Origin of the sequence: Leptospira abararensis (genome assembly GCF_016918735.1) — a bacterium.
GTDB lineage: Bacteria > Spirochaetota > Leptospiria > Leptospirales > Leptospiraceae > Leptospira_A > Leptospira_A abararensis.
In genome coordinates, this window is record NZ_JAFFPR010000004.1 from 49,620 (window position 1) to 75,373 (window position 25,754).

Here is a 25,754-nt window from a genome sequence, read left to right on the forward strand (position 1 = left end):
TGCATTTATACGAGTTGGGAAATCAATTTGATTAGTGATTCATTTGCAAATGGTTTCACAAGCCAACCCACAGCTCCAGCTGCCTTACCTTTGTTTTTCATTTCGTCACTAGACTCAGTAGTCAACATAACAATTTTCATAGACTTTCCATTCTCTGATTTGAGAGTTTTTTCAGTTAACTCAATCCCTGTCATTCCAGGCATATTTACATCGAAGATTCCAATGTCAAAACTGGATGTTTCCAACTTTTGCAGTGCTTCTATCCCATTCGTTGCCGAAGTGACCTCGTGACCTTCTGTTGTTAGCACCAGGTTCAGTATTTTTAAAACTGCAGGTGCATCATCTACCGTTAGTATTCTTGCCATTTTATTTTTCCTCTTCTAATAATGGGAATCGAATTGTTAAACATACATCTTTTGTATTTTCATTTCTAAAGTTATTTTCAATATTATAGATTTGAACATTGGATTGGTGTTGGTCCATAATCTTTTTAACAAGTGGCAACCCGAGTCCAAATCGGAATTGTTCAAATTTTGCATAATTATCATCTACTACCGAAGAAATTCTGAAAAAAGGTTCAAAAACAAAGGATTCAAATTTTTCTGGGATTCCGCTTGATCCGTCACTATTTGGGTAAGCAGGGTTGATTACTTTTAGCTCTAAAAAATTTTCCTTATGGAAGAAAATTAAATAAATCATATCTTTTTCTTTTGAATATTTGATTGCGTTTAGAAAAATTTCACGAATTACATAGGAAAGTTTTTTTTCATCAAACCGAATTTTATTTCCTGTTGCAGATGCCGGAATCTGGCTTAGGTTAATTTTTTGAGATTTGATTTTTAGGGCGTCATTTAGTGTTTCTAACTCTTGTTTTATAAGGTTAAGAAGTTTAGTCGGAGATTCTTTGTTTTCAATAATGTTCTCGTCATCTATCACTGATTGTGAAATGGACATACTATCGAACATACTTTTTGCAGCTTCGTAGTTTTCAGATAATAAATCCATAACTGGTTTTGCCACAGAGTAATTTTTCCCCTCTTGGTCTAATTTACTTTTCGAAATCAAAATACTGACCACACTCATAAGTGTCCCTATTCCACTTCCTTGGAATAAGTTGATATTCATTTGGTGTATGATATCTGCGGCGATATTTTCGTTTTCCTTATGCAAGAGTGATTTTTTCCAATCAAAAATTTCTACCATCCGTTTGTACAAATGGTTCTCTGCTTCATAAATAAATTGAGACTTGAGTTTTGTTAATAAATATTGGAGGGAACGATCTAAAGTGAATTGAAGATTGTTTGAATACAAAGGTGTTTGGATATAATCGTAAACCGAGTGTCTCTTTAGTAAAGAGGCTGTAATATCCCATTTCGAGGTGTCAGTAATTAGGATAATGAGTGTCTGTGGAAAATTTTTTGTAAATTCTGAAAGTTGATTCTGAGCATTCATATATTCTACATCATTCACATGGAAGATAAAAAAATGGAATTTGCCTTCTTCTAATATTTTGTTTATTTCATCGAAAAGGCTGACCCTTTCGAAAGTATAACCTATTTCTTTAAGCAAACCCGCGATTGGTTTTGTGCTTTCACTTTCTAGGATTAAACAATGCGGGATCATAATGCTGCAATTTCCTTAATTTTATCTACCATTTCGTTTAAGGGAACTTGGTAGGTTAAGGCCCCTAGTTCGTAGGCTACTTTTGGCATCCCATAAACAACGCAAGTTTCCTTATTTTGGCCGATGGTAAGGCAACCTTGATTTTTAAGTTTTAAAAGTCCCGAAGCTCCGTCACTACCCATTCCAGTAAGAATAATTCCTATACTATTTCCACCTATTTCCTGTTCTGTGGCTGACTCAAATAAAACATCTACTGATGGCCTGTGCCCATTTTTTTTATCTGTTTGAAAGATTCGGGTATAATATTCTGAACCTATCTTTTGAATCCCTAAATGGTAATTTCCGGGAGCAATGTAGGCGTGACCAGTTTGTAGTATTTCCTTATCTTTAGCTTCTTTTACTTGGATTTTAAGATCTGAATTGAGTCTTTGCGCAAATAAGGAGGTGAATCTTTCTGGCATATGTTGTGCGATTAGGATGGGAGGGAAAGTTTCATCTACATCATTAAGCAGATTTCGTAATGCTGTTGTTCCTCCAGTTGATGACCCTATGAGTATAAATTTTCGTTTGAATATTATTTTCGATTTGAGTTTGTTAGTTGATTGGAGTTCAGCCTTTGAAGAAAAATTTAATTTTGTGACGTTATAATTCAAACTTTCATAGAGTTTGGAAAGAAGATCCTCTTTTGCTTCAACTAAACTTTCCGGTGTACCGATGGGTTTGGTCACATAGTCAAAGGCGCCAGCTTCTAAAGCCTCAAAAGTGATATGTGCACCCTCCGTTGTGGAGGAACTAAACATGATGACTGGCATTGGATACTGGGGAAGGAGCTTTTTTAAAAAAACTATCCCATCCATTCCGGGCATATGAACATCTAAGGTCATCACCTCGGGTTGTTTTTCTACAATCAAATCTCTTGCTTCATAAGGATTGGCAGCCTCTCCAATCACTTCCCAGTTTGGATCAGATTCGATCCAACGTTTGATCATACTTCTCACAGACCTTTGGTCATCGACTACAATTACAGTGTGTTTTTTCATATTGTAACCGAAGAAAGATGTTGTCCGATCAATTTACGTACATCGAGAATTAATCCTGCATGACCATTCCCTAAAATGGTACAACCAGCGAGCCCATTGATATTTTTAAAAATAGGTGAAATGGGTTTGATCACAATCGATTGGTTGCCTAGAATTTCATCAAAAACAATCCCCATTTGTTTTTCGTGTGATTCGGTGACGATGAGGTATTTTTCTTTTAAGGTTCTCTCATTGTTTAAATCGGAATCTTTTCCGAATAATAAATTGATATCAACTATAGAAATTTGATTGGTTCTATATTGTATGCTATGGTTGTTTTTATAGAGTTCGTTGATCGGCTCGTTTGAAAGATACATAGATTCTTTAACATCGATTGATGGTAGAATGAAATAAGTATCAGCTTTGCGAACGACAAGTCCTTCGATGATGGCTAAAGTTAAAGGGACACGAATCAGAAAAGTAGTCCCTTGACCAAAAACAGAAAATACATCCACAAAACCTTTGAGAGTTGTGACATTTTTTCTCACCACATCTAAGCCAACTCCTCTTCCAGAGAGATCCGTGACTTCCTTTGCTGTAGAAAATCCAGGATGGAATAAAAAATCCCACACATCTTTGTCTTCAATAGTTTCCGATTCTGAATGATCAATGAGTCCAAGAGAGATTGCCTTATTTAGGATTCTTTCTCGGCTGAGTCCTTTACCATCATCACGTACTTCGATCCAAACCTCTTTTCCTGATTGGTTTGCTGTTAGTTGGATGGTTCCTTGGGGTTGTTTCCCCGCTTCTTTTCTTTCTTCGGGAGATTCTAAACCATGATCAATGGCATTTCGAATGATATGGACTAGTGGATCATACATTTCTTCGATGATGGATTTATCAATTTCTGTGTCCTCACCAGTGATGAGTAGTTTTACCTGTTTCCCCGTTTTTTTTGCGGTGTCTCTTACGAGGCGTTCCATACGAGAAAAAATTCCTGCTATCGGAACCATACGAAGACTCAGTGTAATCTCTTGAAGGTTTCTGATTAGTTTTTTTAATTGTAATGCGGTCTTATGGAAATTTTCTAACTTAAGTTTGCTGATGTCTTGATGGTCTGTTACCATCGGTTCTGTGATGACAATTTCTCCAACGATATCGAGTAAAGAATCTAACTTATCAGTATCAATGCGAATGTCTTTTTTTATGATGGTTTTCTTTTCGTTTTTTAAATTCTCTTCAGGTTTTGCAATTTTTTCTTTTGCTACATCTAAATCAGAGTTTTGAAACAAACCGAATTCTTCCTTTGGTTTAGGAGGGGAGTTGTCTATAAAAAGACCAAATTCTTTTGTTGCTGCAGGTTCTTCTGAACTCGTAAACAAACCAAATTCTTCTTTAGGAGTTTCATTGGTTACATCATCGCCAAACAAACCAAATTCGGTATTCTTCTGAGGGGCCGATTCTTCCAGAACTTGCATTTGCAGAACTCGGATAGACTCATTCTTCTGATTCAATTTTTTTAAAAATTGGATTTGTTCTTCAGAAAAAAAATCACCACCCGATGGAGAGGATTCCTCATGTTCCACTAGTTCTTTTAGGTAATCAAGTGCAGTGATTAATAACTCGAGGGTATCTTCGTCTTGGTCTTCTGGGTTTTTTCGTAAATAATCTAGAAGATTTTCGGCAGCATGAGCCATTTTTACAATGGCAGTAAGCCCGAAAAAACCAGAACTTCCTTTGATGGTATGGAAATGTCTAAATAGAGTGTCAAGGAGATCCCTGTCTACGAGACTACCGTCTAATGTTGATTTCTCGAAATGGAGTAAATCCTTTTCGATGTTCTCAAGTGTTTCTCGCGCTTCTAGTAAGTATTCTAATACATCATCTCTTTCCATGGATTAATTTCCGGGAATATCCTTAATCAAATGCGTTTCTTCTTCTGTGAGTAACCTTTGTAAGTTGATTAGAATTTTTACAGTATCTCCCACTCTTCCTGTAGCATAGATAAATCTCGAAGATTTAGATTCCCCGATCTTTGGTGCTAAATCAATGTTTTCTTGAGGGATTTTTAAAACATCATTCACAGTATCGACGATAAGACCAAGGGGTAACCCGTCTAATTCAACCAGTAAAACACAGGTCCTTTCGTGATAAGGTTTGAATGGCATATCAAATCGAAGTCGCACATCCATTACAGGAATGATTTTTCCTCGTATGTTGATAACGCCTTTCAAAAAGGGAGCCGTACCTGGAATCGTGGTGATTGCCGGGAGAGCGAGAATTTCTGTTAGATGACGAACTTCAAATGCATAATCTCTATCTTCGAGACTAAAACAAAGATACAGATCCTTCATGGTATCTTCGTCTGCATCTTCATCCCATGATTTTAAATGTTGGCTCATCGTTCGCCTACAAAACGATCCTTGGTCTTTCAACCCGAGTGAGGGCGGTCGATTTAGTACCGTCTTCTTTCAGTTTGAAACCCATAATGATTGAACGCATAATTTCCACTTGCCGTTTTAGAGTTTCGCTTGAGGCTGCGACTTCTTCAGCGGAAGCCGCGGTTGTTGAGGTAACGGTCGTTACTTGGTCTATGCCTTGTGTGATTTGTAAGACTGCAGATTTTTGTTCGTGAATGGAAAGAGCTAAATCTTTTGTTAAACTGCTCACATTGTCTGCACTTTCTGAGATTTTTCCTAGCACTTCTGCTGTTTTTTCTGTAGCTTCATTTCCTGATTTCACTTTTTTCATAGAAGATTCTATCAGGAGGGTTGTTTCATCTGCAGCACTTGCACTTTTTTGGGCAAGGTTTCTCACTTCTTCTGCTACGACCGCAAATCCTTTTCCATGTTGTCCTGCTCTTGCCGCTTCTACTGCCGCATTGAGTGCAAGGATATTGGTTTGAAAAGCGATGTCATTAATGACTTTGTTGATTTTGGAAATTTGATCAAAGGAATTGCTAATTTCTCCCATAGCGGAAACCAAATCCTTCATTTTGGAATTTCCCTCAATCGCCTGTTTGGCGGTCGATTCAGAAAACTCCGTCATCCTTTCTGCATTTTCTGCATTCGCTAAGAAACTATTGCTGATTTCGGTAAGTGTTGCCGAAATTTCCTCAACGGCGCTTGCTTGTTCACTGGCAGCTTCGGATAAGGAAGTACTTGCATCAGCCAATTGTTGGGCACCTAAGTCTACTTCTTGTGATGAGAAATATAATTTTTCTACAACATCGGATAAGTTAATGAGCATACGACGTAAACTTAATCCTAATTGGTCACGTTCTGATTTGAGAGTGACATCGGCACTAAGATCAGAATTGGCAATTCGTTCTAAATGTTCGGCCCGTTCTTTGATAAAAGTGACAAGCTCCATAAAAGCTTGTGAAAGTTGTTGGATTTCGTTTCCCTCTAAATTTTTTGCGGAAGCCGACCTTTTATGTTTGGTATCTAGGTCTACATCTAAATCTCCAATAGAGACAGTTTGTGCTACCTCCACAATTTTTTTCATTGGAGCAGCAATCGAATCAGAAAAGAAGATGGCGATGAGGAAAACCATAACGAAGGCAAGAATGACAACACCTGAAACAATCACTAAAGAACTTTTAAATTGTGCTTCTGATTTATGATATTCTTCTTTGGCAACCTTTAGTTGTACTCGAATCAAATCGTCCAAGTGGTGGGTGAGGGGTTCGAAGATTGGATACATATCTACAGTGACAAACTTTTCTAATTCCGCTTCATTTCTAGTTTCGAGTAGTATCCTAAGTTGTTTGACACCAGCCTTGAGTGGGGGAAATTCTTTTTCCATCTGATCAATGATCTCTTTTTCTTCATGGACAAGATAGGTTCCTAAATACACTTTCCAAATCGCATCCGCTTTGGTTTCGGATTCACGTATGGATTCAAGAGCTTCCTCAACCGTGATCTTTTTAGCACGGACTTTATTGGCTGAATCAACAATTCCAATGAGATAGGCATCAGATACTTCTTTGATTTGGCTAATCGGAACTACGCGGTCTTCAAACACAGTGTGAAGAGAGGCTAAAATTTGGCGTGCCGAATAGAAACTGGCACCAGCCACCACAATCATCAAGAGAATGGTTACCATAAAAGCCAAAAGTAATTTGACGCGAATCTTTAAATCATGAATCCATTTCATAGTTTTACCCTAGAGGTGGACGGAAATATATTCAACGCATTGCGTAAGTCAAGTCTTTCCTAATCATAAAATGCAAAAAACTGAATGAGTTAATATTCGGATTAAAAGACTTTAGAATAACCTAAGCTAACATAAAATAAATGGGAAGGGATTTTTTGTAAGGTATAGGTTTCTCTAAGCCAGGTTTTTGCAATGGAATCACCTAGGGAATTCCCAGTATTGATACCTTCGATTGCATTTAGGATTGAGGTATTGTACGCACCATTAATACGAGAAGGGTTCGTTACTTTTCCATCTTCGGAACTCCGATTCCAGTGCGCTTTGTTCGGATCTCCCCCAGCATATCCATAATAATTATTTGTGTCCCAAAGATATAAGTCAGGGCGAAAGATATGAGCGAACTTAATAAAAAAATCACCGAAGAAGAACGAAGTGGATGTTGTGATGTCTTGGATTCCGTTTCGATTGTCCACAGCATTGTTTCCCATGGCGTAACCAAGATTGAAATGAGGCATAATTCGAAAGAATTGATCTTCTCGGAAGGTATAGGATCCACTAAGAGAAAGATAATTTTTACCAGCAAGGAGTCCTCCATTTTCTGTGGAATATTGTGTGTAATAGGAAATAGTCGGTTTTACACTTTTTAAAAAGGGAAGTTTCCAATGAAAAAAGTATTCATGCCAAACTAATCGACTGATTGAATCTGGGTTATTCGCATTGAACGCGTTATTCGGTCCTCCTGAAGCATAAGGATTTTGTTTTTGGGTTCCTGGGCTAAGTAGGGAGTTCGGGGTTTTTTGAAAGGTATTGTAAAACCAAATCCCAACGGCAAAATCACCAAACCGGCTGGGATCAAAATGGTAACTCATAGAAAAGAACATTCCATCAGCTCGTTTGTTACCGTTAGGCTCCTTTTTTGGGCCAAACCCTTGGTTGGGACTATAACCTAAGCAAGGATCGGATGTTTCGCTTCCAGAAGAGACGTGATCATGAAGGGAACCTACACAAGGGTCTTGGCCATAAGGATCAAAAAACTTTGCCTCTTCTCCCAAGTAGGAAGGACCAACCCCTCCAGGACTTGATTGTAAAATGCGACGGTCTGAGTCTCTATCGTCTCGATTAGTTAGTTGGAAATTTCCAAAAAGTAAAAATTGGAATTTTTTTTCCGGAGACCAAATATTGATGGAAGGTTGGAGGGCCGGCGCATAGGTAAAACTTTGGTAAGCCGCACCATTCCTTCTACTTTGTCCCTCTCCTGCAAACGAATTTCCTCGCCAAAGAAAGTCCGATACAATTTCGGTATTGGTTTCGATGATGATTGGCTTTGGTTCCTCTGTTTTCGTTTGTGATCGTAGCGGAAAGGTAAGAGAGATAAATACAAATAAAAAGCTAAGGTTTTGTCGGATAAAAAATGTTTTGGAATAAATCACGAAATCTTCTGCCTCCTTCCTTTCTAATCGGGTCTTGTAATAGAGTTTCCGAACTTCCATACGAAGTAAGGATTACTTTGTATTCTTTTCCAAGTAAAAAGACATGAACGTATTGGGCAAAGGCTTCTGCATAAGTATCGTCTGCATTGGTTGCTGCATATAACGAAACAAATTGTGTATTGGTTAATTTTTTATAAAGAAATTTGCCTTCAGGAAATAAAGAAAGAGAAGGATTACTTTGGTAAAATTTGATTTTATTCCTTTCGGGAAAAAAAGTAGCCTCATAAGGAGAATAAGTTTCAGACCACCAAATTCCTTCAAAGATAGGAAAACTTCGAAAGTCTCTTTGGTTTTCAGAAAAATCCGGGGCGTGGGCTTTGACAATTGATACAATATGACCTAACTCATGTAATATGATAAAACGAATGGCCGATTCTTTCGAGTTGGAGTCATCCAAATGAATTTTGATATAATGTTCTTTGGATGGAAGGAATGCTGTGGATTCTTTTTTGGAAGCCCAATCATTTCCCCCATCTCCTAAAAGTTCAGAATCTAAATAGATAATGCCGCCAACGGGTTTACCCGACTCGTTGCGAACGATTCCCGTAAGCCCAGTGGAGCCTAAGTTAGTTACAAAGTAAATTCCATACACTAAAGAGTCAGCCAGTGCATTCACTTCTTTTGGTAAGTTTTTATAAATTTGATCTAGTTCTGCCTTCCAAGGAGAAAGATCCTTGGTTGGTCCGGGAATGTCTTCAATTCCATCGATGGTATTGATTGCAACTAATGTATCCAATCGTTTGGAGTCCAAAGGATACACGCGTGTATTCCAAGTTCCTTGTAAGTGAGGAAGGTTCTTTGATTGTAAACCAATACTTTCTTTGGCCCAAACTGCATATGGGTTTTTGGGAAGAGTAAACGAACTTGGCGTACAACCCCAAAAAAGGAAAAGAAGTAAGGATATGAGGTAAGGATTCGATCGCATTTGCCGATTGTATTTCTATATGAAAGGATTTGTTGGTCTATGCTTTTTTTTGCCAGGAATCCTTTTCGCCGAAATCAATCCGTGGAATTTACGACCCGATGTTCGTATTTTAACTAGAAAAGAAGTGTCCCATATTGTTTTGGAAAGTAGACCCGACCATTTTCGTGTCACTCTCATTGTTTCTGAGCGATTCCCCTACAATTATAAAGCCCTTTCTCACCCATTTTTCTTTCGGATGGAAGATGAGAAAAAAGCATTCGAACTTGCGAATCAAATGGACAAGTATTTGGATACTGGAAAAGCTTTCACCATCACCTTGAATGGATCAGAGATCCAAACTTTGGTATGGGGAGAACCCTGATTGACACATTCCTTTTATTTATACTTCAAAGAAATCTTTCGAAAACCTACAAGATCAGAATGGGAAATTTTAAAGTTAGTAGAAGCCCGTTATGATAAAGAATACACTTACTATATTTTTATCACACATATCATTGTTTATTCCTTACTGATTGCTCCCCCATTTTCTGAAATCCGGTTGGAAATTTTACCTTACCTACTTGGTGTTTCTATTGCTCGACTCATTTTACTTCTGCAATTTTATACAAAGAATGTTCCTATCCAAAGAGTCATTTATTTCAGTGGGTTTGTTGGTGATGGGTTAGTTTATCTTGTATTTATGTTAGGAATTCATTCCTTTCCTTCGCTTGGGAGTTTTTATTTACTAAATTCCTATTTGATGTCTTTTATTTTTCCAATTCTTTTGTATAGCACAAGGCTTGATCCTAAAGCTTGTATCTTAAGTGCATTTTATTTTTCTGTTTTGCATATCATTTATATCTTCAATCTTCCTTCGGTTGTATCTGATCAGTTTTCTTTTTTTAGTAAGTATTTTTTGATCTTAGTTTATTGGGGAAGTGCAGCACTCGGAACCGTATTTGTTTTGAATAAACGAAAAGATACCACGGATATGTACAATCTGTCCGAAGAAAAGAGATTTATGTTACATGAGTTGGAGCTTGCAAAAAAAGTGCAGGATGCACTCTTTCCGGGGAATATAAAAATTCCAAGTCTTGCTTTTACTTATTATCGCAAAAGTCCCAATGTGATCGGGGGAGATTTTTTTGATTTCGTACAACTCAGGGAAGGAAACGTGGGTGTGTTTTTAACCGATGTGGCAGGGCATGGAATTTCTTCGGCAATGGTTGCCTCCATCATGAAGGTACTTGTTTCTACCATTCCTTACCGTTTCAAAACTGCTCCCGCTAAACTGATGGATTATTTGGATGATCGTTTGACAAATGATCTCAATAAATACCATGCTTCCGCAATTTATTTATTCTTCGATTTCATTGAGAAAAAATTGACCCTCGGAAACGCAGGACATCCGTATTTGATTTTGGCGCATAAAGGCGAGGACTACCAAGAGTTGGAAACCCAAGGCGCCATCCTCGGTTTTAATATTAAAATTCCACCGATCACAGAGAAAACTATGCCCATTTTTCCTGGAGATCGTTTTTTTATTTATACCGACGGACTCATTGAATCGACTGATTCCGAAGGAAATTGTCTTGAAACCGAAGGACTCCTCGCACTTCTCAATCGCCATAGACATAGTGCAAATATCAAAGAACTCGAAATCAATCTTCTCACAGAGCTAAAATCCAACTACGGACTCGATAGTTTTTCTGATGACACAATGTTTCTAATCTTGGAAGTAGAAGAATAAGGAGAAATCATTTGTCTTTTTTAGAGATTCAAATTAAATCCAATTTTGCTTTGGTCACCATCAAAAGGCCAGAGGCCCTCAATGCACTAAATGATGTAGTGATCACGGAAATTGGAGCCATGGTGGATGAACTAGAATCCAACCCTTCTGTTCGTGGATTCATTCTGACAGGTGAAGGGAAGGCTTTTGTTGCCGGAGCTGACATTGCTAAAATGAAAGAGTTCAACATTCGTGAGGGCCGGGCATTTTCGGAACTTGGCCAAACTGTTTTTCGTAAAATGGAACTTTCCAATCTCATTTCAATTGCTGCCATCAATGGATTTTGTTTGGGTGGGGGAATGGAACTTGCTATGGCTTGTGACATTCGTTATGCGGTTGCTTCCGCCAAATTAGGGCTTCCTGAAGTCACACTCGGTTTACTTCCTGGATTTGGTGGGTCTCAAAGACTTCCAAGACTGATTGGAGTCGGGCGCGCCACAGAACTCATTTTATCTGGTGATATGATCTCAGCTGAAGAAGGATACAGATTGGGACTGATTAATAAAGTCATAGATCCTACTGAACTTTTAAACGAATCCGAAAAAACCATCACTACTATCCTGTCTCGGGGACCTAACGCGATCAAGGCGGCAAAAACTGCCATTCGTCAAGGACTAGAAACCAATATGGAAGGTGGTTTGGAGTGGGAAAAACAACTTTTTGGTGGCCGGTTTGCGGACGAAGAAACCAAAGAAGGCCTTTCTGCCTTTTTAGAAAAAAGAAAACCAAACTTCAAAGGTTAATGTGATGAAAATACGGATTGGAATTCTACTTGTTCTTCTGACTTTTTCTGTTTGTAAACAAGCAGAATCCTTTCCGTCTCAAACCAACACACCAGAAATTTTATTTGGTAGTGTTGCCGACCGGGCTTTAAAATTAGAAATTGCCAACACTCCTTCCACAAGGGCCACGGGTCTTATGTACCGAACGAAACTAGGCGAAGATGAAGGAATGCTTTTTGTTTTTCCTCGCCCTGATTTTTTAAGTTTTTGGATGAAGAACACTCTGATTCCCTTATCTATTGGTTATTTTTCAGAAGATATGCGTCTTTTAGAATCATTCGATATGAAACCAAACCAAACAGAAGAAGTTTACAACGCAAGAAAACCGGCCATGTACGCTTTGGAAGTCAACCAAGGTTGGTTTGCAAAACACAAAATAGGCAAGGATGCTGTCCTCACATTGGAAAGAAAGGTAAGCGCTCGCGATTAAAAAATTTCTTTTTACTTGAATCTCGAACGCCCTTGGTTACTATTTTAACCCATGGTTGTCACGAATCCTCGTTTAATTACCCTTTTATCAGAAGAACAAAAAGCCGACTTGGCTTCGATGGAAAAACAATTTGCCCACCATCTTGAATATACCATTGGTAAAAACAGGTTCAATCTTAAAAACGAAGATATATATAAAGCACTTGGTCATACGATAAGAGATTTCCTTATCGATCGATTGAATGTCACTCACGAACGTTACAGAAATGAAAATCCCAAACGGGTTTTTTATTTTTCTTTAGAGTTTCTTATGGGACGCACTCTGATGAATGCTCTCATCAACCTCGGGTTATACGAAACTATCCAAGTGATGCTTCGAGGGATCGGTTTTGAGCTAACAGACGTTTTAGAATTTGAAACGGATGCGGGTCTTGGGAACGGGGGACTTGGGCGACTGGCGGCTTGTTTTTTAGATTCCATGGCCACTCTCAATGTTCCAGGGTTTGGTTACGGAATTCGTTACGATTATGGAATCTTCAACCAACTCATTGCTAACGGAAGCCAACTGGAAATGCCCGACCACTGGGATGCCGACGGAGTTCCTTACGAAGTAGTTCGCTCAGACATTTCCTTTTCTGTTGGTTTTTTTGGACATACAGAAACTCGGGTATCTGGAAAAGGAAAAATCCAACACGACTGGGTTCCTGATGAAACTGTCCTTGCTTCTGCCCATGATTATCCAATACCTGGATTTAACACGAGTACGGTGAACTACCTGCGTCTTTGGGCTGCCAAATCTTCCGAAGAGTTTAATTTGGATTATTTCAATCACGGTGACTACATGAAAGCCGTGCAGGACAAATCCATATCAGAAAACATTTCCAAAGTTTTGTATCCGAACGATACCACCGAACAAGGAAAGGTGCTTCGTCTCAAACAACAATACTTCATGGTTTGTGCTTCTCTCCAAGACATCCTAATTCAATTTCGAGAATCCACTTATAGTCTGAAAGAACTTCCAAACTACGTTGCCATCCAATTGAATGATACCCATCCAAGCATTGGGATTGCGGAACTCATGCGAATTTTTTTAGACAATGAAGAGATGGACTGGGAACCCGCATGGGAGATTGTTACAAAGGTTTTTTCTTATACCAACCATACTGTTTTGCCAGAAGCTTTGGAAACATGGCGGGTGGAACTTTTTGAAAAACTTCTTCCCAGGCATTTAGAAATTATTTATGAAATCAATCATCGGTTTTTGTCAGAGGTTCGTAGCAGGTGCGTTCTATCAGAAGCCGAAATCCAACAGGTCAGTATCATAGAAGAAGGTCGTGAAAAAAGAATTCGAATGGCAAATTTAGCCGTCATTGGCTCATACCGTGTGAATGGTGTGGCGGAACTCCATTCGGAGCTCATAAAAAAAACCATCTTCCAGGCATTCACCAAAGTATTTCCTGAAAAGTTTAATAACAAAACCAATGGAATCACACCACGCCGATGGTTACTTCAATCTAACCCCGGTTTGGCGAATCTTATCTCCAAACGAATTGGAAATGATTTTACAACCGATTTATACAAACTAAAAGCGCTAGAATCTTTTGTAGATGATCCAGATTTTCAAAATGATTGGCGTAAGGTAAAACAAACTGCCAAAGATGATTTAACAAAACTGATCAAAAGTGAAACTGGAATCTCCATTGATCCAAAGTCTTTGATTGATGTACAAATCAAACGATTTCATGAATACAAACGCCAACTTTTAAATATCCTGCGAGTCATCGCCGAATACAGAAGGATCAAAGAAAATCCAACTCGTAACGTCACACCGCGGACAGTGATTTTTGGGGGGAAGGCTGCTCCCGGATACTACATGGCCAAACTCATCATCAAACTCATCAACAATGTGGCATGGGTGGTCAACCGAGATCCCGATGTTGCTGATAGGTTGAAGGTAGTGTTTCTTCCGAACTACCGAGTGAGCCTTGCTGAAAGAATCATTCCCGGTAGTAATTTATCCGAACAAATCTCCACTGCAGGAACAGAAGCTTCTGGAACCAGTAACATGAAATTTATGTTAAACGGGGCTTTGACCATTGGAACCTTGGACGGTGCCAATGTAGAAATTTTGGAAGAGGTAGGGAAAGAAAACATCTATATTTTTGGTCTCCACACAGAAGAAGTCTTTCGTTTGAAGGAAGCAGGATACCAACCTGGAGATTTCATCCGTCGCAATGAAGACCTCCACCGGGTGCTTCTTATGATCCGTGAAAATTTATTTTCTATGGGAGAACCTGGTATTTTTGGCCCTATTTATGACAGCCTCTATTATACAGATAATTACCTGCTGATGGCTGATTTTGATGCCTATGACGAGACCCAAAACCTTGTGGCCAAAGATTATTTGGACGAAACCACTTGGACAAAAAAATCCATTTTGAATGTGGCAAGATCAGGCAAATTTTCCTCTGATCGAACCATCCGAGAATACGCCAAGGACATCTGGAAGGTTCCCCTTCTTGACACAGTTCCTCCTAAAACTATCTATAAATTGCCACAAAACTGAATCGACATAAAAGAACTAAGGTAGTATCGTTCCAAGGAAAGGGTCCCAAATGAGTAAAGGTTATATTATATGTGTCGATGATGAAATATCGGTATTGGAAACGCTTGCAGAACAACTTCTGGCTCGATTTGGCGAATCTCATATCATCGAGACAGCCAGTAGTGCCGAAGAAGCACTTTCCCTCATCGACGAAATCATCAGCAGCAACGACATCGTGGAGTTGATTGTTTCTGACCAAGTGATGCCTGGAATGAAAGGGGATCGATTTTTGGAGCAGGTGCACCATCGCCTTCCTGATGCGATTAAAATCCTTCTCACCGGTCAGGCAGGACTTGATTCTGCAATCTATGCCATTAATAACGGGGGACTCAGTCGGTATGTCGAAAAACCTTGGAACATTGACGAACTATCCAAAGACATCAAAGACCTACTCGATAAGTTTCGGCAGAATTTGGAAAACCAACACCTCATCCAAGCTCTCAACCGTCGCATCATCGAATTGGAATCTCAGCAGTAACAAAATACGACAGCTCCTCCTCTTTTTAGTTTTCCTTTCTCTTTCTCCAGTTTTTGGGAAAGAGAAAGAACTCACTCCCGAACAAATTTCCAAAAAAAAAGAAGTCCTCTCTAAAATCATTCGTTATGGGACAAGCCAGGAAAGAAAACAAGCATTAGGTGAGCTGACTCGTTTTCCCAAAGAAAATGCGGGTGAACTTTATGATCTCATTGGTGAACAATTAAAATCAGAAAAAGATATGGGGATGAAAATTGTCCTCCTAAAAACCATTGGGGATTTGGATTTAAAGGAAAACAAAGATACCATCATTACTTTTTTTGAAGATTCCAATGAAGATGTTGCCAAACAAGCCGTAAACTCTGCCAAAAAAATGAAATTAGCGGAAGCTACAAATCCTCTACTTGAAAAAGTAAAAAAGGAAGATTTCACAAAAAATTCAAATTCACTTAGTTTATACATCACTGCTTTGGCGGACTTACCTGAGGGAAAGGTGGCAGCTCCCTTTTTGGAAACTAAGTTTCGCGAAAAGTTTAATAACGCGGATATGCGTGGTCAAATTGCGCTGTACTTTGGAACTGTTTTGTATTCTGATGCAGAATCGGCTCTTATGGAAGTGGCTTTTGATGAGATCCAACCCACAACTTTACGTTGTTATTCGATGAATACACTCGGTAAGTTAAAGTCAGAAGCAGCCAAACCGAAGTTATACGAACTTTTGGATTCCTTAAAAAAAACCGCAGGTAAGTTAGATGCCAAAAAAGCCCAATCCTTAAAGATCTATGCCATCGGTGCACTTGTGACTATGGGAGACAAAGAAGTATTCCAAGAACTGAATGAATTTGCCCGCGATGATGATAGTATGGTGCGACTCCGAGCGATTGAATTTATGGGCAGTTTGAAAGATCCAAAAGCATTGGAACTTTTAGAATACAAACGCGATCGTGATCCAAGTCCGAAAGTACAGAAGGCTGCCAAAAAAGCCATCGACCAAATCAATGGAAAAGACAGTCCTCCTGAGGAAGAAAAATCCATAGAGGAAAAACCAGAAGAAGAACCCAAATGAAATTAAAGTTCTTTCTAAAGTCGTTCTTAGTAATCGCCTCTTTTGTTTCTGTAATCCCGCTCCATTCAGAAGAAGACGGAAAATACACTGGTCCCATCCCTCGTTCCGAAAAAAGGATCTTAGATGGAAAATCAGAATTTCAAAAATCAGGAACTTTTCCCTTGGAATGGAAGTTGTTTTATAAGGGAAAACAAGGGGATTTTGTTGTTTTTTATGACTTAAATGGGGATGAAATACACTACCGGTACAGAAGGAATAAATTTGATTTAGACGCGGAAATTTTTGTAAAGGATTTGTTTCCAGGAAATCCCTACCTGGTAAAGGGGGAGTGGATTGGGTATTATTTTTATTCTATCGATGAAAGGGGGAAACGTTCCTCCCTTCCCACTCCCAAAAAACTACCAGCAGAACCTAAAGAATTTACGGATAGGCAATCGGTTCCTATTTTCAAATTAAAAGAATACATCGAAGTGCGAACCGACGATCTCCTCTACTAAAGATCAATTTTTTGTAATAATTGAAAGTTAATAAACAAGATAGGATTTGGATCATTTTCTTTTTGCGAATAACTGACATTTAGCGAAATAAAAGGGCTTACCCATTTGAGTTTGATGATTTCTCCTCTATCAGTTAGGTTGATATTAAAATCGGTAGCATAAGTCCAGTTTTCAAACCAAGCCCTGGTTTTTGGTTGGCCTTCTCGAAAGATGGCGCTGAACTCTAGTAAGTTTCCGGTATCAATAGGGATGGCAAGTTTTCCCTCCCATTGGCCGCCATTCTCTCTCGATTCAAATCCAAAAGATAGCACAGTTTTTTCCTTTCTCCATTCGTAAAACGCAGCTCGACCGATTTCATTGTATTGGTAGTTCCCTGATTCATTGTATTCTCTATAACGGTAGAGTAGGTTTCCCCATTCCGAAAGAAAGAAGGGAAAAAATCCGGATCTTCCACTTTCGTATCTATGTCCTTCGAGCGAACTTAAATATTCAAATCCAAGGAAGTGTCGAAAACTCCCTCGAGTGTAACCTAAAACTTGGGGAATTTCTGGTCGCACTTCCGATGGCGATACCATTCCATATAACAAAGGTGAGTCTCTATAGACAGTGGCGTCTAAAAAGAATTTGGATTCGGGAGATTCGGACTTTAAATAGAAAAATCCAACCGATTCTTTTTTGCTAAATATAGACTCCGATTGAACTCTATGGTTCCCCCAGTCTTTGGAATTCCATGTATCGTTTATGTATAAACTCGATTTGTTCTCTCCTGCTGACCAAACCCCCGAATAGGATTTGTTTGGTGATACAAAATAAATCCCTGGATAAGCAGAAAAGGCATCTGCTTGGTAGATCCCGAGTTCGTATTCCTTTCCCTCTTTAAGATAGCGGTATCCAAAAAAATGGGAAAGTAGAATCGGTTGGGGTAGGGGAGATCCTGTTCTTTCCAACTGTGAGTAGAAGTTAGGATCTTTGGCAAAATAAAAATGGGGAATGGGTTTGTAACGGTTTCCTGAGGTAAGTCGAAATTGTTGGAAGGTAAGATTGGCTCCGTAAGAAAATTCTTCATCCCGTTTTTCCAAAATCCAAATTTGTCCTTTCCCCCTTCCTCCTAGAAATACAGAGGAATGATTTTTTTCCTTCCTTGGCAAATACCGTACATCTAAGTTTTGATAACTCATTCCAAAAAAAAGTTCATAAAGTGAGTCTGATCCATCCAGAGATTTGGAGGAAGTTTCTTTGGTTGGTTTTTCTTTCACGTTCCGAGGGAACTTCGGACTTTGTTTGGATGAATCAAAACCAGCAAATTGTTGTTTGGTGGGAAATAGGATGATTTTTTGTTCCCTCCAAACTTTGGAAACAAGGGCCCCTTCTTTTCCTTTTAGGGATCTTTTCCATTCTAAGAATTTTTCTGGAGACTCTTTGGCCTTTGTTTTCCAGGCGGCGGCCAAATGAGGAGGAAATCCAGCCTTAAGGAGTTCGGGGATGGAAACCTGATCTGGCTTTTTCTCTACTGCTTGCAGAGTCTGTACGAGAGAAATCCACAAAATGACCCCGATTTTCTGCCAATCCACCAGGATTGGGGTTTAAAATTTCGTTTTTTTGCCCTAAGTCCGGTTGCTTTTTTTAAAGAAGGGACATATTCTTAACCTCCCAATAAAAAAAATCCATTTAGGGGCGGGTTTTGTCCCAGGGGAATGCTAAATTTATATATAGAAACCGATAGAAACGTTAAAAAAATATTGACTTAACTTCTCATATGTTAAGTAGTGTAAACAAGCGTTTAGTATATTATTGGTATTATTTTTTAGTTTTATGTCGTCTAAAATGACGACGGGGAGGAAAAACCTATGATCGTTCGATCCATCCAACAACCCGCTTACAACCGCCACAAAGACCAAGGCCTCGCAGGGCAAGGTCCGAAAAAGGGATTTTCCCAGAACCAAACTGGGAAGACCTTTGAAGAGTATCTAATGGAAGCCTTCCAAGGGGAAGTGGTTCAGAATGGAGAGTGGGTATCGCCAGATCTCTCTACTCTTGGACAAAAGAACCTGAAAAGGATGTAGTTCCAAAATACCGGCTTCTGGTTCTAGAACTGGGAGTCATAGGCCGACAATCAAAGTATGGAGAAAGTATCCATACTTTGGGCTCTCGTTCGGCGTGACTATGCACTGCAATATGCAGGATCCTTTTTAGGCATCTCCTGGATGTTCCTGCAAAATTTAGTACTCATCAGTTTATATGCACTGGTATTTCTGGTGCTCAATTTAAAAAATCCATCCACTCAAGAAGACTTCACGGCCTACTTACTTACCGGTCTTTTGTATTGGATTCCCATCCAAGAACTCCTCGTTCGTGGTACAGGAATACTCACTGACAACCGTAGTTTGCTAAAAAGATCCAGTCTTGGAATCGATTTATTTTTATGGATTCCCTATGTCCAATTTCTCATCCATAGCCTTGTGACTTCCATTCCCGTATTTTTCTATTTGGCCTATTCTGGAAAATTAAACTTATCTGGAATCCTTTTGGGATATTTGATTCTGATATTTTCTGGCCTTTATTTGATGTTACTTTTGCATTATCTTTCTCGGCTGAACATTTTATTAAAAGATATTTCACCTTTGATTCGTTTGGTGAGCCAACTCATTTTCTGGGGGATCCCTGTTTTGTATTATCCAACGGGATACTTAAAAGACTGGAACCGTTTGAATCCATTTACCGTTCCTTTGGATATCTTTCGCACCTCCGTCATTCCTGGTTATACTCCCCAGTTTGATTGGATTCAAATTTTACCATTTTTATTTTTTTTCTTTCTTGTGTATCTACTTGCCAAACGTAAATTCCAATCGGTGATCTTGGATCATCTTTAATATTTATGGCTTCTGTTGTTTTAGAGAATCTTTCGAAAGATTACCATGGATTTTCAAAACCTTGGAAACGAATCCTTGCAGGACTAAGTTTTGGATACTTTGGTATTGATTCAAAATTTACCGCCTTACGATCGCTCAACTTAACCGTTGGTTCCGGTGAAATATTAGGAATCATCGGTCGAAATGGTGCCGGAAAATCTACACTGTTAAAACTGATCACCGGAGTTATCAGAAAAGATAAGGGAAACCTTATTGTGAATGGATCGGTTCGTGCCCTTCTTGAACTCAGTGTTGGTTTTAATCCAGAGCTTTCCGGGGAAGAGAATGTGTATTACAATGGACTTGTTTGGGGTTACAAACCTTCCGAGATCAAAGAACTTACAAATTCCATTTTCGAATTTGCAGAGCTAACAGAGTTTCGAAATTCTCCCTTAAAGAATTATAGCTCAGGTATGGCGATGCGACTGGGTTTTAGTCTCGCTACTGCCAAACGTCCCGATATCTTGATTGTAGATGAAGCCTTGGCTGTAGGGGACGCAAGTTTCCAACAGAAATGTCTAAAACGGATCAAAGAATTTTCAAGTCTCGGTTCTTGTATTTTGGTTGTGAGTCATGATTTAGGCCTTATCTCTTATTTTTGCACAAGAGCTGTTTTACTCAATCAAGGGACCTTGTTGTTTGATGGAAATCCAAAACAAACCATCGAAGAATACATGCATGTGTTAGCTGGAAATTCAGAACCTCATTTTTCTTCACTGGCTTCAGAATTCGTTAAGGACGTTCATATTTCCTTAAGAAATGAAAAGGGATTAGAAACTCGCCATCACTTCTTAGGTGAGAAGGCCACTCTCCGGATCGAATTCCAAACAACAAAATCGATTACGGACGGAACCATTGGATTTCATATTGATAGCGAAAAGGGAATTCGAATTTTTGGGACCAACTCTTATCATTTAGGAAAACAAAATTTAACGATAAAAGAGTCGAAAACCTCTGTAGTCGAATTCCAATTTCCCATCCAATTCAGTGACGGGAAATACAGCTTAGGTATATCCATCCATAAAGGGGAATCCCATATCGAGGGCAGTTATTTTTGGGGGGAGTCCGTTTTGGATTTTGAGGTCGAACGTGGCAAAATTGAAAAATTTGTCGGCGTTTGTCATTTACCCACCGAATTTGCCATCCAAACCCTTTCCAAATCAGAATAGAAAAACAGTTTCCTTCAAAGGAAAAACCTAAATTCTGGAAATCCTATGAAAGTTTGTGTGGTCGGAACCGGATATGTAGGCCTCGTTGCAGGAACCTGCTTTGCTGAATATGGCAATGAAGTCATTTGTATTGATAAAGATGAAAAGAAAATCAGTGACTTAAAACAAGGGATCATTCCCATCTACGAACCTGGACTTTCCGAACTTGTGGAAAGAAACCATAAAGAAGGAAGACTCCATTTTTCCACTTCTCTAAAGGATGGAGTTGAGTCTTCGGAGTTTGTTTTTATCGCCGTAGGAACACCGACTTCCGATAACGGATCTGCTGATTTACGATTTGTTTTTGCTGTGGCAGAAGAAGTCGGTAAAGCAATGAACGGATACAAAATCATCGTTGATAAATCAACAGTCCCTGTGGGAACCGCAGACCAAGTAAAAGCAATTGTCGCAAAACACACAAAACACCCGTTTGATGTAGTTTCTAATCCTGAATTTCTAAAAGAAGGTGCAGCGATTGATGACTTTATGCGACCAGAACGCGTTGTCATTGGTGCTGAATCCGAAAAAGCCGCTAAAAAAATGAGCGAACTTTATTCTCCATTTGTTCTGAACGGAAATCCAATCATTACCATGAGCATTCGTTCTGCGGAACTTACGAAGTATGCTTGTAACGCCTTCCTTGCGACTAAGATTTCCTTTGTGAATGAAATCGCTAATCTATGCGATGCCCTTGGTGCCAACTATGATGATGTCAGAAAAGGGATGGGAACGGATTCAAGAATTGGACGTCAGTTTTTATATGCAGGGATCGGATATGGCGGGTCTTGTTTTCCAAAAGACGTGAGAGCCCTTCTTCGTACAGCAGAAGAAGTCAATGCTCCCATGCATATCATCCAGTCGGTAGAGGATGTAAACGAAAAACAAAAAACTCGTTTAACCGATAAAATTTTTGAACACTTCAAAGCAACCGATATGAAAGGAAAAACCTTTGGTATTTGGGGATTAGCTTTTAAACCAGGAACAGATGATATGCGGGAAGCTCCATCAATTCCGCTGATTTATGAATTACACAAAAATGGTGCCAAAATCCAGGTGTTTGATCCTGCAGCTGCAGAAACATCGAAGTATTATTTTGATGGAAAAGTAGAATACAAAAAAGATGCGTATTCCGCTCTCCAAGGTGCCGATGCAATGTTACTCTTAACAGAATGGCGTGAATTTAGAGAACCTGACTTTAATAAAATTAAATCCTTATTAAAGTCTCCCCTTATTTTTGATGGAAGAAACCAATACAAACCAACACTAATGCAAGAGTTAGGTTTTACTTATTATTCTATCGGTAACAGGTAAACTATTGGTCCAACCTAGGAAAATTTTGGTTGGACTAAAATCCTCTTTCTATTTCAGACAAAGCTTCATTACACATCGATTTATCAGTTTCAGTTATTAGTTGTGGTTTAATTTCTGTGAGAATGGATTTTGCCAATTTTGATTCACCTGCATCTTTTAAAGTAAGTCCATAATACAGTTTAGCAGTGACTTTGCGACTGGATGTTGGATATAGTTCTAAATATTCTTTCCAGGCCTTCGCAGCTGATTCTTTTGAACCATGTATTGATTTGACTAAGTTTAAATTAAAATGTGCGTTCTCTTTTAACGCAGGTAAAGATTTAGATTTTTGAATGGTCTCTGTGAATTGAAGTTCTGCTTTTTCAAATTCTTTGTTCTGGAAGTATAACAGTCCTAAACGAAAATGAATGTCAGGGCTATTTAGATTTCGTCTAAGCTCTGTTTTGAGATAGGATTCTAGGTTTGGTTCTTGGAGGATTTTTTTTGAAACACCCAATATGTCTTCTTTAGTGGCAAGTCCTGAAATTTTTGTCACATAGTTACCATCCCCATCTAAAAAAAGAATGGTAGGGTATCCTTCTATATTGTATTTTTTTCGGAGGTTAGGAAATTCTTCCCCATCTAACCTGACTCTTACGAAACTATCTAAAATTCTACTCACTTCAGGATCGGGAAAAATTTCTTTTTCTAAAACTAAACAGTAGGTGCACCAATCTGCAAATACATCTACTATGATAAACTTTTTGTCTTGTTTTGCAGTTTCGAATCCTTTTTGGATGGAACTTCCCCAAGGGGATTCAGAAAACAGTGCACTCGTGAATAGAAAGAAAAAAACTGGTAATAACTTACGAACCATCCTCTGAATTCTATTGTTTTGCCGTTTCTTTGAATAGTCAATTTTCGCTTTTTCGAAATGGAATGGGTAGTTTCCATGGTCGCTAGAAGGTCAAAATATGGAATTTTTACTGAAATTGGAAGAACTGCTCCGCAAACGTAAGGAAGAATTGCCTGAAAAGTCTTATACAGCTGAACTCTTCCGCGATGGCGTTGACCGTATTCTCAAAAAAATTGGTGAGGAAGCCGGCGAGGTCATCATCGCCGCAAAAAATCCCAATGAAAAAGAACTCATTCATGAAATTGCAGATTTGGTATTTCATTTAGAAGTGCTTATGGTGGAAAAAGGAATCAGTCTTTCTACCATAGCAAAAGAATTGGAAAAACGCCACAGCTAAACTGATTGTTTCCCATTGGAAACTAAATGAAGATATTCTTGTACCTACTTTACCCTCTGAGTTTACTCTACCAGTTCCTTTTTTGGTGGAAACAAAGAGGGGTTATTCCTTTCCACCTTCCTCAAACATTAGTTATCAGTGTTGGCAATCTCACCGTCGGAGGAACTGGCAAAACTCCCTTTGTCCAGTTCCTGGTTCGCTTTTTTCAAAAAACATACCCTAGTTATGCGATCACAATTTTATCCAGAGGCTATAAAGCAGAAAAAACTAAAGAAGGCGCAATCCTTCCCAATGGCCTCGAACCTAAGTTGTATGGAGATGAACCAAGCCAACATAAAGAAATGTTTCCTGATGTGCAGGTGATCATTGGCAGAGATAGAAAAAAGTCCTTTCTGTTATACAACCAAATCCAGTCAAAAAAACATATCGTGATCCTAGACGATGGATTCCAACACAAATTGTTACATAGAGATTTTGATTTCGTTTTGTTTGATGCAAATTCACCATTTGGGAATGGTTTGACTTTGCCATTAGGTTTTTTACGGGAGCCAATCGCACATTGCAAAAGAGCCAACGCAATCGTCTATACAAAGTTAACTTCAAAAAATAAACAAGATTTGAACCAATATAAAAAAATCTTGAATCAAAATGGAGTCATGGTACCCATTTTTCATTCTGGCTTCAAGCCCGAACTGAAACAGGTTTTACTAAATCAAAATTTAATACAAAAATCATGGAATCCTGATCTGGAAACTGATTCTAAATACTTACTTGTGACTGGAGTAGGAAATCCAAAAAATGTTTATGAAACTGCAAAATCAGCTTTGTTATCAGAATCTATCCGAACTAAATTTTTTCCCGATCATTTTGATTATGCACCCGGCTCTTTGTCATCATTAATGAATGAAATCCAAAGCAATGAAACCCTAGTCACCACTGAAAAAGATTGGATAAAGATGCGAACGGATTTACGTTTTATAGAAGAATTACAAAGAAAAAATACTACTGTGTTGCTAGTTTTGATACAAGTTTCGGTGGATGAGGAAAAGGAGATTAATTCGATATTAGCTGGTCTCGTTTCCACATACGAATCAAAAACCGATCAGGTTTTAAAGACTTAAAAATTTTTTCGGATATTGGGTTTGTTTCTTCCAACATAGTAGAAACCAGGATCTCCGCAGAATACAACGCATGGGTAAGCCCTCGTGACCCAAGTCCGTTCAGAATTCCCACAGATTCATAATAAGGAATATTCATCTTTTTATCCGCATTCCGAAGTAAATTTTGGTATTTAACAGACAAGTCGAGTTTAGAAATATTCGGTAATTTGCCAACTATGGGATGGCGGTCTTGGGATTGAGTTCTGTAACTCACTCTGGTTGGAAACAAACGAGGGTTTTGTGGTTCCCATTGATCCGAGAGTTTTGGCAGTCGATTCAGTAAATCTTTCCATAGGGATTCGGATTCTTCCGGCCGAGGATTTTCTTCTAATTTGAATTCATCGAATGTAGCACCTAAAACCTGATACCCATCAATTGCTGCAGTGATATAGTCCCCATACAAAATTCCATATGTATTTGTAGTTTTTTCTTCTGGAATTTTTAAAATTTGTCCTCTCACTTTTCGTAAGGGAAGCCATTCCAAATGAGGATCGTCTGCAAATTGGTATCCTTGGGTTAGGAATAAATAATCACATTCGATTTTACCAACAGAAGTTTGGCAGTGAACTTTGGATTTATTCTCTTCTTCTTCCCAGCTAAGTAATTTGCATGAATATTTTGTGACTGGGTTGGAAAGAATAAGGATTTGTTTTGTAAGATCAACAGGAGAAATGGATTTTCCTTCTGGGAAAAAAAGTGCAGGGGAACCAGAAAATGTTTCTATACTTTCGATTGCAGTATGGCTTTGAATTTGATTAGAAATGATTGCATTCGAATAACGATCGTAAGATTCTTTTGTATCCATAAGAAAATAAATTCCATCTACATGCGGGACAAGATTTTTTAAATGGAACCTATCCCAAATGGACAAAAAATATCGGAAAGCTTCTAAAGAAAATTCTGATTCGGATGTTTTGTGTTTCGTGAGAAATGGATATACCACACCGATGGGATTCCCGCTGGAATGTTTTGCAGGTCCCGTATCTGAATCTAGTAAAATCGTTTGTATGTTTCTTTGTTTTAATGCAAGGCAAATGCTTGCTCCTGCAATTCCTGCTCCCACAACGACAGCAATTTTTTTCTTTTGATCCATAACT

25 protein-coding genes are annotated in these 25,754 nt (G+C 38.7%); 14 read left to right on the top strand and 11 right to left on the bottom strand.

The genetic code is table 11. The annotated features are described in order from the left end of the window. Window positions 1-5: 5 nt before the first annotated feature. The 8 genes from JWG40_RS00355 to JWG40_RS00390 form a co-directional block, all read right to left on the bottom strand. Window positions 6-365: a response regulator gene (locus JWG40_RS00355; protein WP_205283914.1), complete on the bottom strand. Its 360-nt coding sequence runs from the start codon at window positions 363-365 to the stop codon at window positions 6-8. A 1-nt stretch (window position 366) separates the two neighbouring features. Continuing rightward, window positions 367-1,623: a sensor histidine kinase gene (locus JWG40_RS00360; RefSeq protein WP_205283915.1), complete on the bottom strand. Its 1,257-nt coding sequence runs from the start codon at window positions 1,621-1,623 to the stop codon at window positions 367-369. Then, window positions 1,620-2,663 carry a protein-glutamate methylesterase/protein-glutamine glutaminase gene (locus JWG40_RS00365; RefSeq protein ID WP_205283916.1) on the bottom strand — a complete coding sequence of 348 codons (1,044 nt, stop codon included), beginning with the start codon at window positions 2,661-2,663 and terminating at the stop codon, window positions 1,620-1,622. The genes JWG40_RS00360 and JWG40_RS00365 overlap by 4 nt, the downstream gene beginning before the upstream one ends. Next, the gene (locus tag JWG40_RS00370) at window positions 2,660-4,537 is read right to left on the bottom strand and encodes a chemotaxis protein CheA (RefSeq protein ID WP_205283917.1); all 1,878 of its coding nucleotides are present in this window, start codon (window positions 4,535-4,537) and stop codon (window positions 2,660-2,662) included. Before JWG40_RS00370 ends, JWG40_RS00365 begins: the two co-directional genes overlap by 4 nt. Window positions 4,538-4,540: 3 nt before the next feature. Then, the gene (locus JWG40_RS00375) at window positions 4,541-5,044 is read right to left on the bottom strand and encodes a chemotaxis protein CheW (RefSeq protein ID WP_205283918.1); all 504 of its coding nucleotides are present in this window, start codon (window positions 5,042-5,044) and stop codon (window positions 4,541-4,543) included. Between the two features lie 7 nt (window positions 5,045-5,051). After that, window positions 5,052-6,800 (bottom strand): methyl-accepting chemotaxis protein, encoded by a 1,749-nt coding sequence (locus JWG40_RS00380; protein WP_205283919.1) that lies wholly within the window; start codon window positions 6,798-6,800, stop codon window positions 5,052-5,054. Between the two features lie 101 nt (window positions 6,801-6,901). Further along, window positions 6,902-8,230 carry a hypothetical protein gene (locus JWG40_RS00385; protein ID WP_205283920.1) on the bottom strand — a complete coding sequence of 443 codons (1,329 nt, stop codon included), beginning with the start codon at window positions 8,228-8,230 and terminating at the stop codon, window positions 6,902-6,904. Continuing rightward, window positions 8,190-9,215: a hypothetical protein gene (locus tag JWG40_RS00390; protein WP_205283921.1), complete on the bottom strand. Its 1,026-nt coding sequence runs from the start codon at window positions 9,213-9,215 to the stop codon at window positions 8,190-8,192. Before JWG40_RS00390 ends, JWG40_RS00385 begins: the two co-directional genes overlap by 41 nt. 19 nt (window positions 9,216-9,234) lie before the next feature. Between JWG40_RS00390 and JWG40_RS00395 the strand changes: the two genes are divergently transcribed. The 8 genes from JWG40_RS00395 to JWG40_RS00430 are packed head-to-tail and all read left to right on the top strand — an operon-like array spanning window position 9,235 to window position 16,837. Beyond that, window positions 9,235-9,576 (top strand): hypothetical protein, encoded by a 342-nt coding sequence (locus JWG40_RS00395; RefSeq protein ID WP_205283922.1) that lies wholly within the window; start codon window positions 9,235-9,237, stop codon window positions 9,574-9,576. Further along, window positions 9,577-10,944: a PP2C family protein-serine/threonine phosphatase gene (locus JWG40_RS00400; protein ID WP_205283923.1), complete on the top strand. Its 1,368-nt coding sequence runs from the start codon at window positions 9,577-9,579 to the stop codon at window positions 10,942-10,944. 11 nt (window positions 10,945-10,955) lie between these two features. Beyond that, entirely contained in the window at window positions 10,956-11,726 is a 771-nt protein-coding gene (locus JWG40_RS00405) for an enoyl-CoA hydratase-related protein (protein ID WP_205283924.1), read from the top strand. A 4-nt stretch (window positions 11,727-11,730) separates the two neighbouring features. Next, window positions 11,731-12,195: a DUF192 domain-containing protein gene (locus JWG40_RS00410; RefSeq protein ID WP_135657794.1), complete on the top strand. Its 465-nt coding sequence runs from the start codon at window positions 11,731-11,733 to the stop codon at window positions 12,193-12,195. Between the two features lie 51 nt (window positions 12,196-12,246). Further along, entirely contained in the window at window positions 12,247-14,760 is a 2,514-nt protein-coding gene (locus JWG40_RS00415) for a glycogen/starch/alpha-glucan phosphorylase (protein WP_205283925.1), read from the top strand. A 49-nt stretch (window positions 14,761-14,809) separates the two neighbouring features. Beyond that, entirely contained in the window at window positions 14,810-15,277 is a 468-nt protein-coding gene (locus JWG40_RS00420) for a response regulator (protein ID WP_205283926.1), read from the top strand. Next, on the top strand, window positions 15,159-16,340 hold the full coding sequence (locus tag JWG40_RS00425; RefSeq protein ID WP_232369067.1) for a HEAT repeat domain-containing protein: 1,182 nt from the start codon (window positions 15,159-15,161) through the stop codon (window positions 16,338-16,340). Before JWG40_RS00420 ends, JWG40_RS00425 begins: the two co-directional genes overlap by 119 nt. Then, window positions 16,337-16,837 carry an LIC_11959 family protein gene (locus JWG40_RS00430; RefSeq protein WP_205283927.1) on the top strand — a complete coding sequence of 167 codons (501 nt, stop codon included), beginning with the start codon at window positions 16,337-16,339 and terminating at the stop codon, window positions 16,835-16,837. The genes JWG40_RS00425 and JWG40_RS00430 overlap by 4 nt, the downstream gene beginning before the upstream one ends. Here the strand turns inward: JWG40_RS00430 and JWG40_RS00435 are convergent. Then, entirely contained in the window at window positions 16,834-18,381 is a 1,548-nt protein-coding gene (locus JWG40_RS00435) for a hypothetical protein (protein ID WP_205283928.1), read from the bottom strand. The two genes, JWG40_RS00430 and JWG40_RS00435, sit on opposite strands and share 4 nt — an antisense overlap. A 303-nt stretch (window positions 18,382-18,684) precedes the next feature. Between JWG40_RS00435 and JWG40_RS00440 the strand changes: the two genes are divergently transcribed. The 4 genes from JWG40_RS00440 to JWG40_RS00455 are packed head-to-tail and all read left to right on the top strand — an operon-like array spanning window position 18,685 to window position 22,265. Beyond that, window positions 18,685-18,900 carry an LIC12298 family protein gene (locus tag JWG40_RS00440; RefSeq protein WP_205283929.1) on the top strand — a complete coding sequence of 72 codons (216 nt, stop codon included), beginning with the start codon at window positions 18,685-18,687 and terminating at the stop codon, window positions 18,898-18,900. 57 nt (window positions 18,901-18,957) lie between these two features. Then, the gene (locus JWG40_RS00445; protein ID WP_205283930.1) at window positions 18,958-19,707 is read left to right on the top strand and encodes an ABC transporter permease; all 750 of its coding nucleotides are present in this window, start codon (window positions 18,958-18,960) and stop codon (window positions 19,705-19,707) included. A 5-nt stretch (window positions 19,708-19,712) separates the two neighbouring features. After that, a complete protein-coding gene (locus JWG40_RS00450) occupies window positions 19,713-20,915 on the top strand; it encodes an ABC transporter ATP-binding protein (RefSeq protein WP_205283931.1) in 1,203 nt (400 codons plus the stop codon). Between the two features lie 45 nt (window positions 20,916-20,960). Beyond that, a complete protein-coding gene (locus JWG40_RS00455) occupies window positions 20,961-22,265 on the top strand; it encodes a UDP-glucose dehydrogenase family protein (protein WP_205283932.1) in 1,305 nt (434 codons plus the stop codon). 34 nt (window positions 22,266-22,299) lie between these two features. Here the strand turns inward: JWG40_RS00455 and JWG40_RS00460 are convergent, their stop codons facing one another. After that, window positions 22,300-23,121 carry a thioredoxin fold domain-containing protein gene (locus tag JWG40_RS00460; RefSeq protein WP_205283933.1) on the bottom strand — a complete coding sequence of 274 codons (822 nt, stop codon included), beginning with the start codon at window positions 23,119-23,121 and terminating at the stop codon, window positions 22,300-22,302. Between the two features lie 97 nt (window positions 23,122-23,218). On the opposite strand from JWG40_RS00460, the gene hisE reads away from it, so the two are divergent. After that, window positions 23,219-23,497: a phosphoribosyl-ATP diphosphatase gene (gene hisE, locus JWG40_RS00465; RefSeq protein WP_002989187.1), complete on the top strand. Its 279-nt coding sequence runs from the start codon at window positions 23,219-23,221 to the stop codon at window positions 23,495-23,497. 26 nt (window positions 23,498-23,523) lie between these two features. Further along, window positions 23,524-24,618 carry a tetraacyldisaccharide 4'-kinase gene (lpxK, locus tag JWG40_RS00470; RefSeq protein ID WP_205283934.1) on the top strand — a complete coding sequence of 365 codons (1,095 nt, stop codon included), beginning with the start codon at window positions 23,524-23,526 and terminating at the stop codon, window positions 24,616-24,618. Here the strand turns inward: lpxK and mnmC1 are convergent. Further along, window positions 24,551-25,750: an FAD-dependent 5-carboxymethylaminomethyl-2-thiouridine(34) oxidoreductase MnmC1 gene (gene mnmC1 / locus JWG40_RS00475; protein WP_205283935.1), complete on the bottom strand. Its 1,200-nt coding sequence runs from the start codon at window positions 25,748-25,750 to the stop codon at window positions 24,551-24,553. The two genes, lpxK and mnmC1, sit on opposite strands and share 68 nt — an antisense overlap. Window positions 25,751-25,754 lie beyond the last annotated feature (4 nt).

Bases quoted from the DNA above. Each gene is read 5' to 3' on its own strand.
- JWG40_RS00355 (WP_205283914.1), bottom strand. From the start codon at position 365: ATGGCAAGAATACTAACGGTAGATGATGCACCTGCAGTTTTAAAAATA.
- JWG40_RS00360 (WP_205283915.1), bottom strand. From the start codon at position 1,623: ATGATCCCGCATTGTTTAATCCTAGAAAGTGAAAGCACAAAACCAATC.
- JWG40_RS00365 (WP_205283916.1), bottom strand. From the start codon at position 2,663: ATGAAAAAACACACTGTAATTGTAGTCGATGACCAAAGGTCTGTGAGA.
- JWG40_RS00370 (WP_205283917.1), bottom strand. From the start codon at position 4,537: ATGGAAAGAGATGATGTATTAGAATACTTACTAGAAGCGCGAGAAACA.
- JWG40_RS00375 (WP_205283918.1), bottom strand. From the start codon at position 5,044: ATGAGCCAACATTTAAAATCATGGGATGAAGATGCAGACGAAGATACC.
- JWG40_RS00380 (WP_205283919.1), bottom strand. From the start codon at position 6,800: ATGAAATGGATTCATGATTTAAAGATTCGCGTCAAATTACTTTTGGCT.
- JWG40_RS00390 (WP_205283921.1), bottom strand. From the start codon at position 9,215: ATGCGATCGAATCCTTACCTCATATCCTTACTTCTTTTCCTTTTTTGG.
- JWG40_RS00395 (WP_205283922.1), top strand. From the start codon at position 9,235: ATGAAAGGATTTGTTGGTCTATGCTTTTTTTTGCCAGGAATCCTTTTC.
- JWG40_RS00410 (WP_135657794.1), top strand. From the start codon at position 11,731: ATGAAAATACGGATTGGAATTCTACTTGTTCTTCTGACTTTTTCTGTT.
- JWG40_RS00415 (WP_205283925.1), top strand. From the start codon at position 12,247: ATGGTTGTCACGAATCCTCGTTTAATTACCCTTTTATCAGAAGAACAA.
- JWG40_RS00420 (WP_205283926.1), top strand. From the start codon at position 14,810: ATGAGTAAAGGTTATATTATATGTGTCGATGATGAAATATCGGTATTG.
- JWG40_RS00430 (WP_205283927.1), top strand. From the start codon at position 16,337: ATGAAATTAAAGTTCTTTCTAAAGTCGTTCTTAGTAATCGCCTCTTTT.
- JWG40_RS00440 (WP_205283929.1), top strand. From the start codon at position 18,685: ATGATCGTTCGATCCATCCAACAACCCGCTTACAACCGCCACAAAGAC.
- JWG40_RS00445 (WP_205283930.1), top strand. From the start codon at position 18,958: ATGGAGAAAGTATCCATACTTTGGGCTCTCGTTCGGCGTGACTATGCA.
- JWG40_RS00450 (WP_205283931.1), top strand. From the start codon at position 19,713: ATGGCTTCTGTTGTTTTAGAGAATCTTTCGAAAGATTACCATGGATTT.
- JWG40_RS00455 (WP_205283932.1), top strand. From the start codon at position 20,961: ATGAAAGTTTGTGTGGTCGGAACCGGATATGTAGGCCTCGTTGCAGGA.
- JWG40_RS00460 (WP_205283933.1), bottom strand. From the start codon at position 23,121: ATGGTTCGTAAGTTATTACCAGTTTTTTTCTTTCTATTCACGAGTGCA.
- hisE (WP_002989187.1), top strand. From the start codon at position 23,219: ATGGAATTTTTACTGAAATTGGAAGAACTGCTCCGCAAACGTAAGGAA.
- lpxK (WP_205283934.1), top strand. From the start codon at position 23,524: ATGAAGATATTCTTGTACCTACTTTACCCTCTGAGTTTACTCTACCAG.
- mnmC1 (WP_205283935.1), bottom strand. From the start codon at position 25,750: ATGGATCAAAAGAAAAAAATTGCTGTCGTTGTGGGAGCAGGAATTGCA.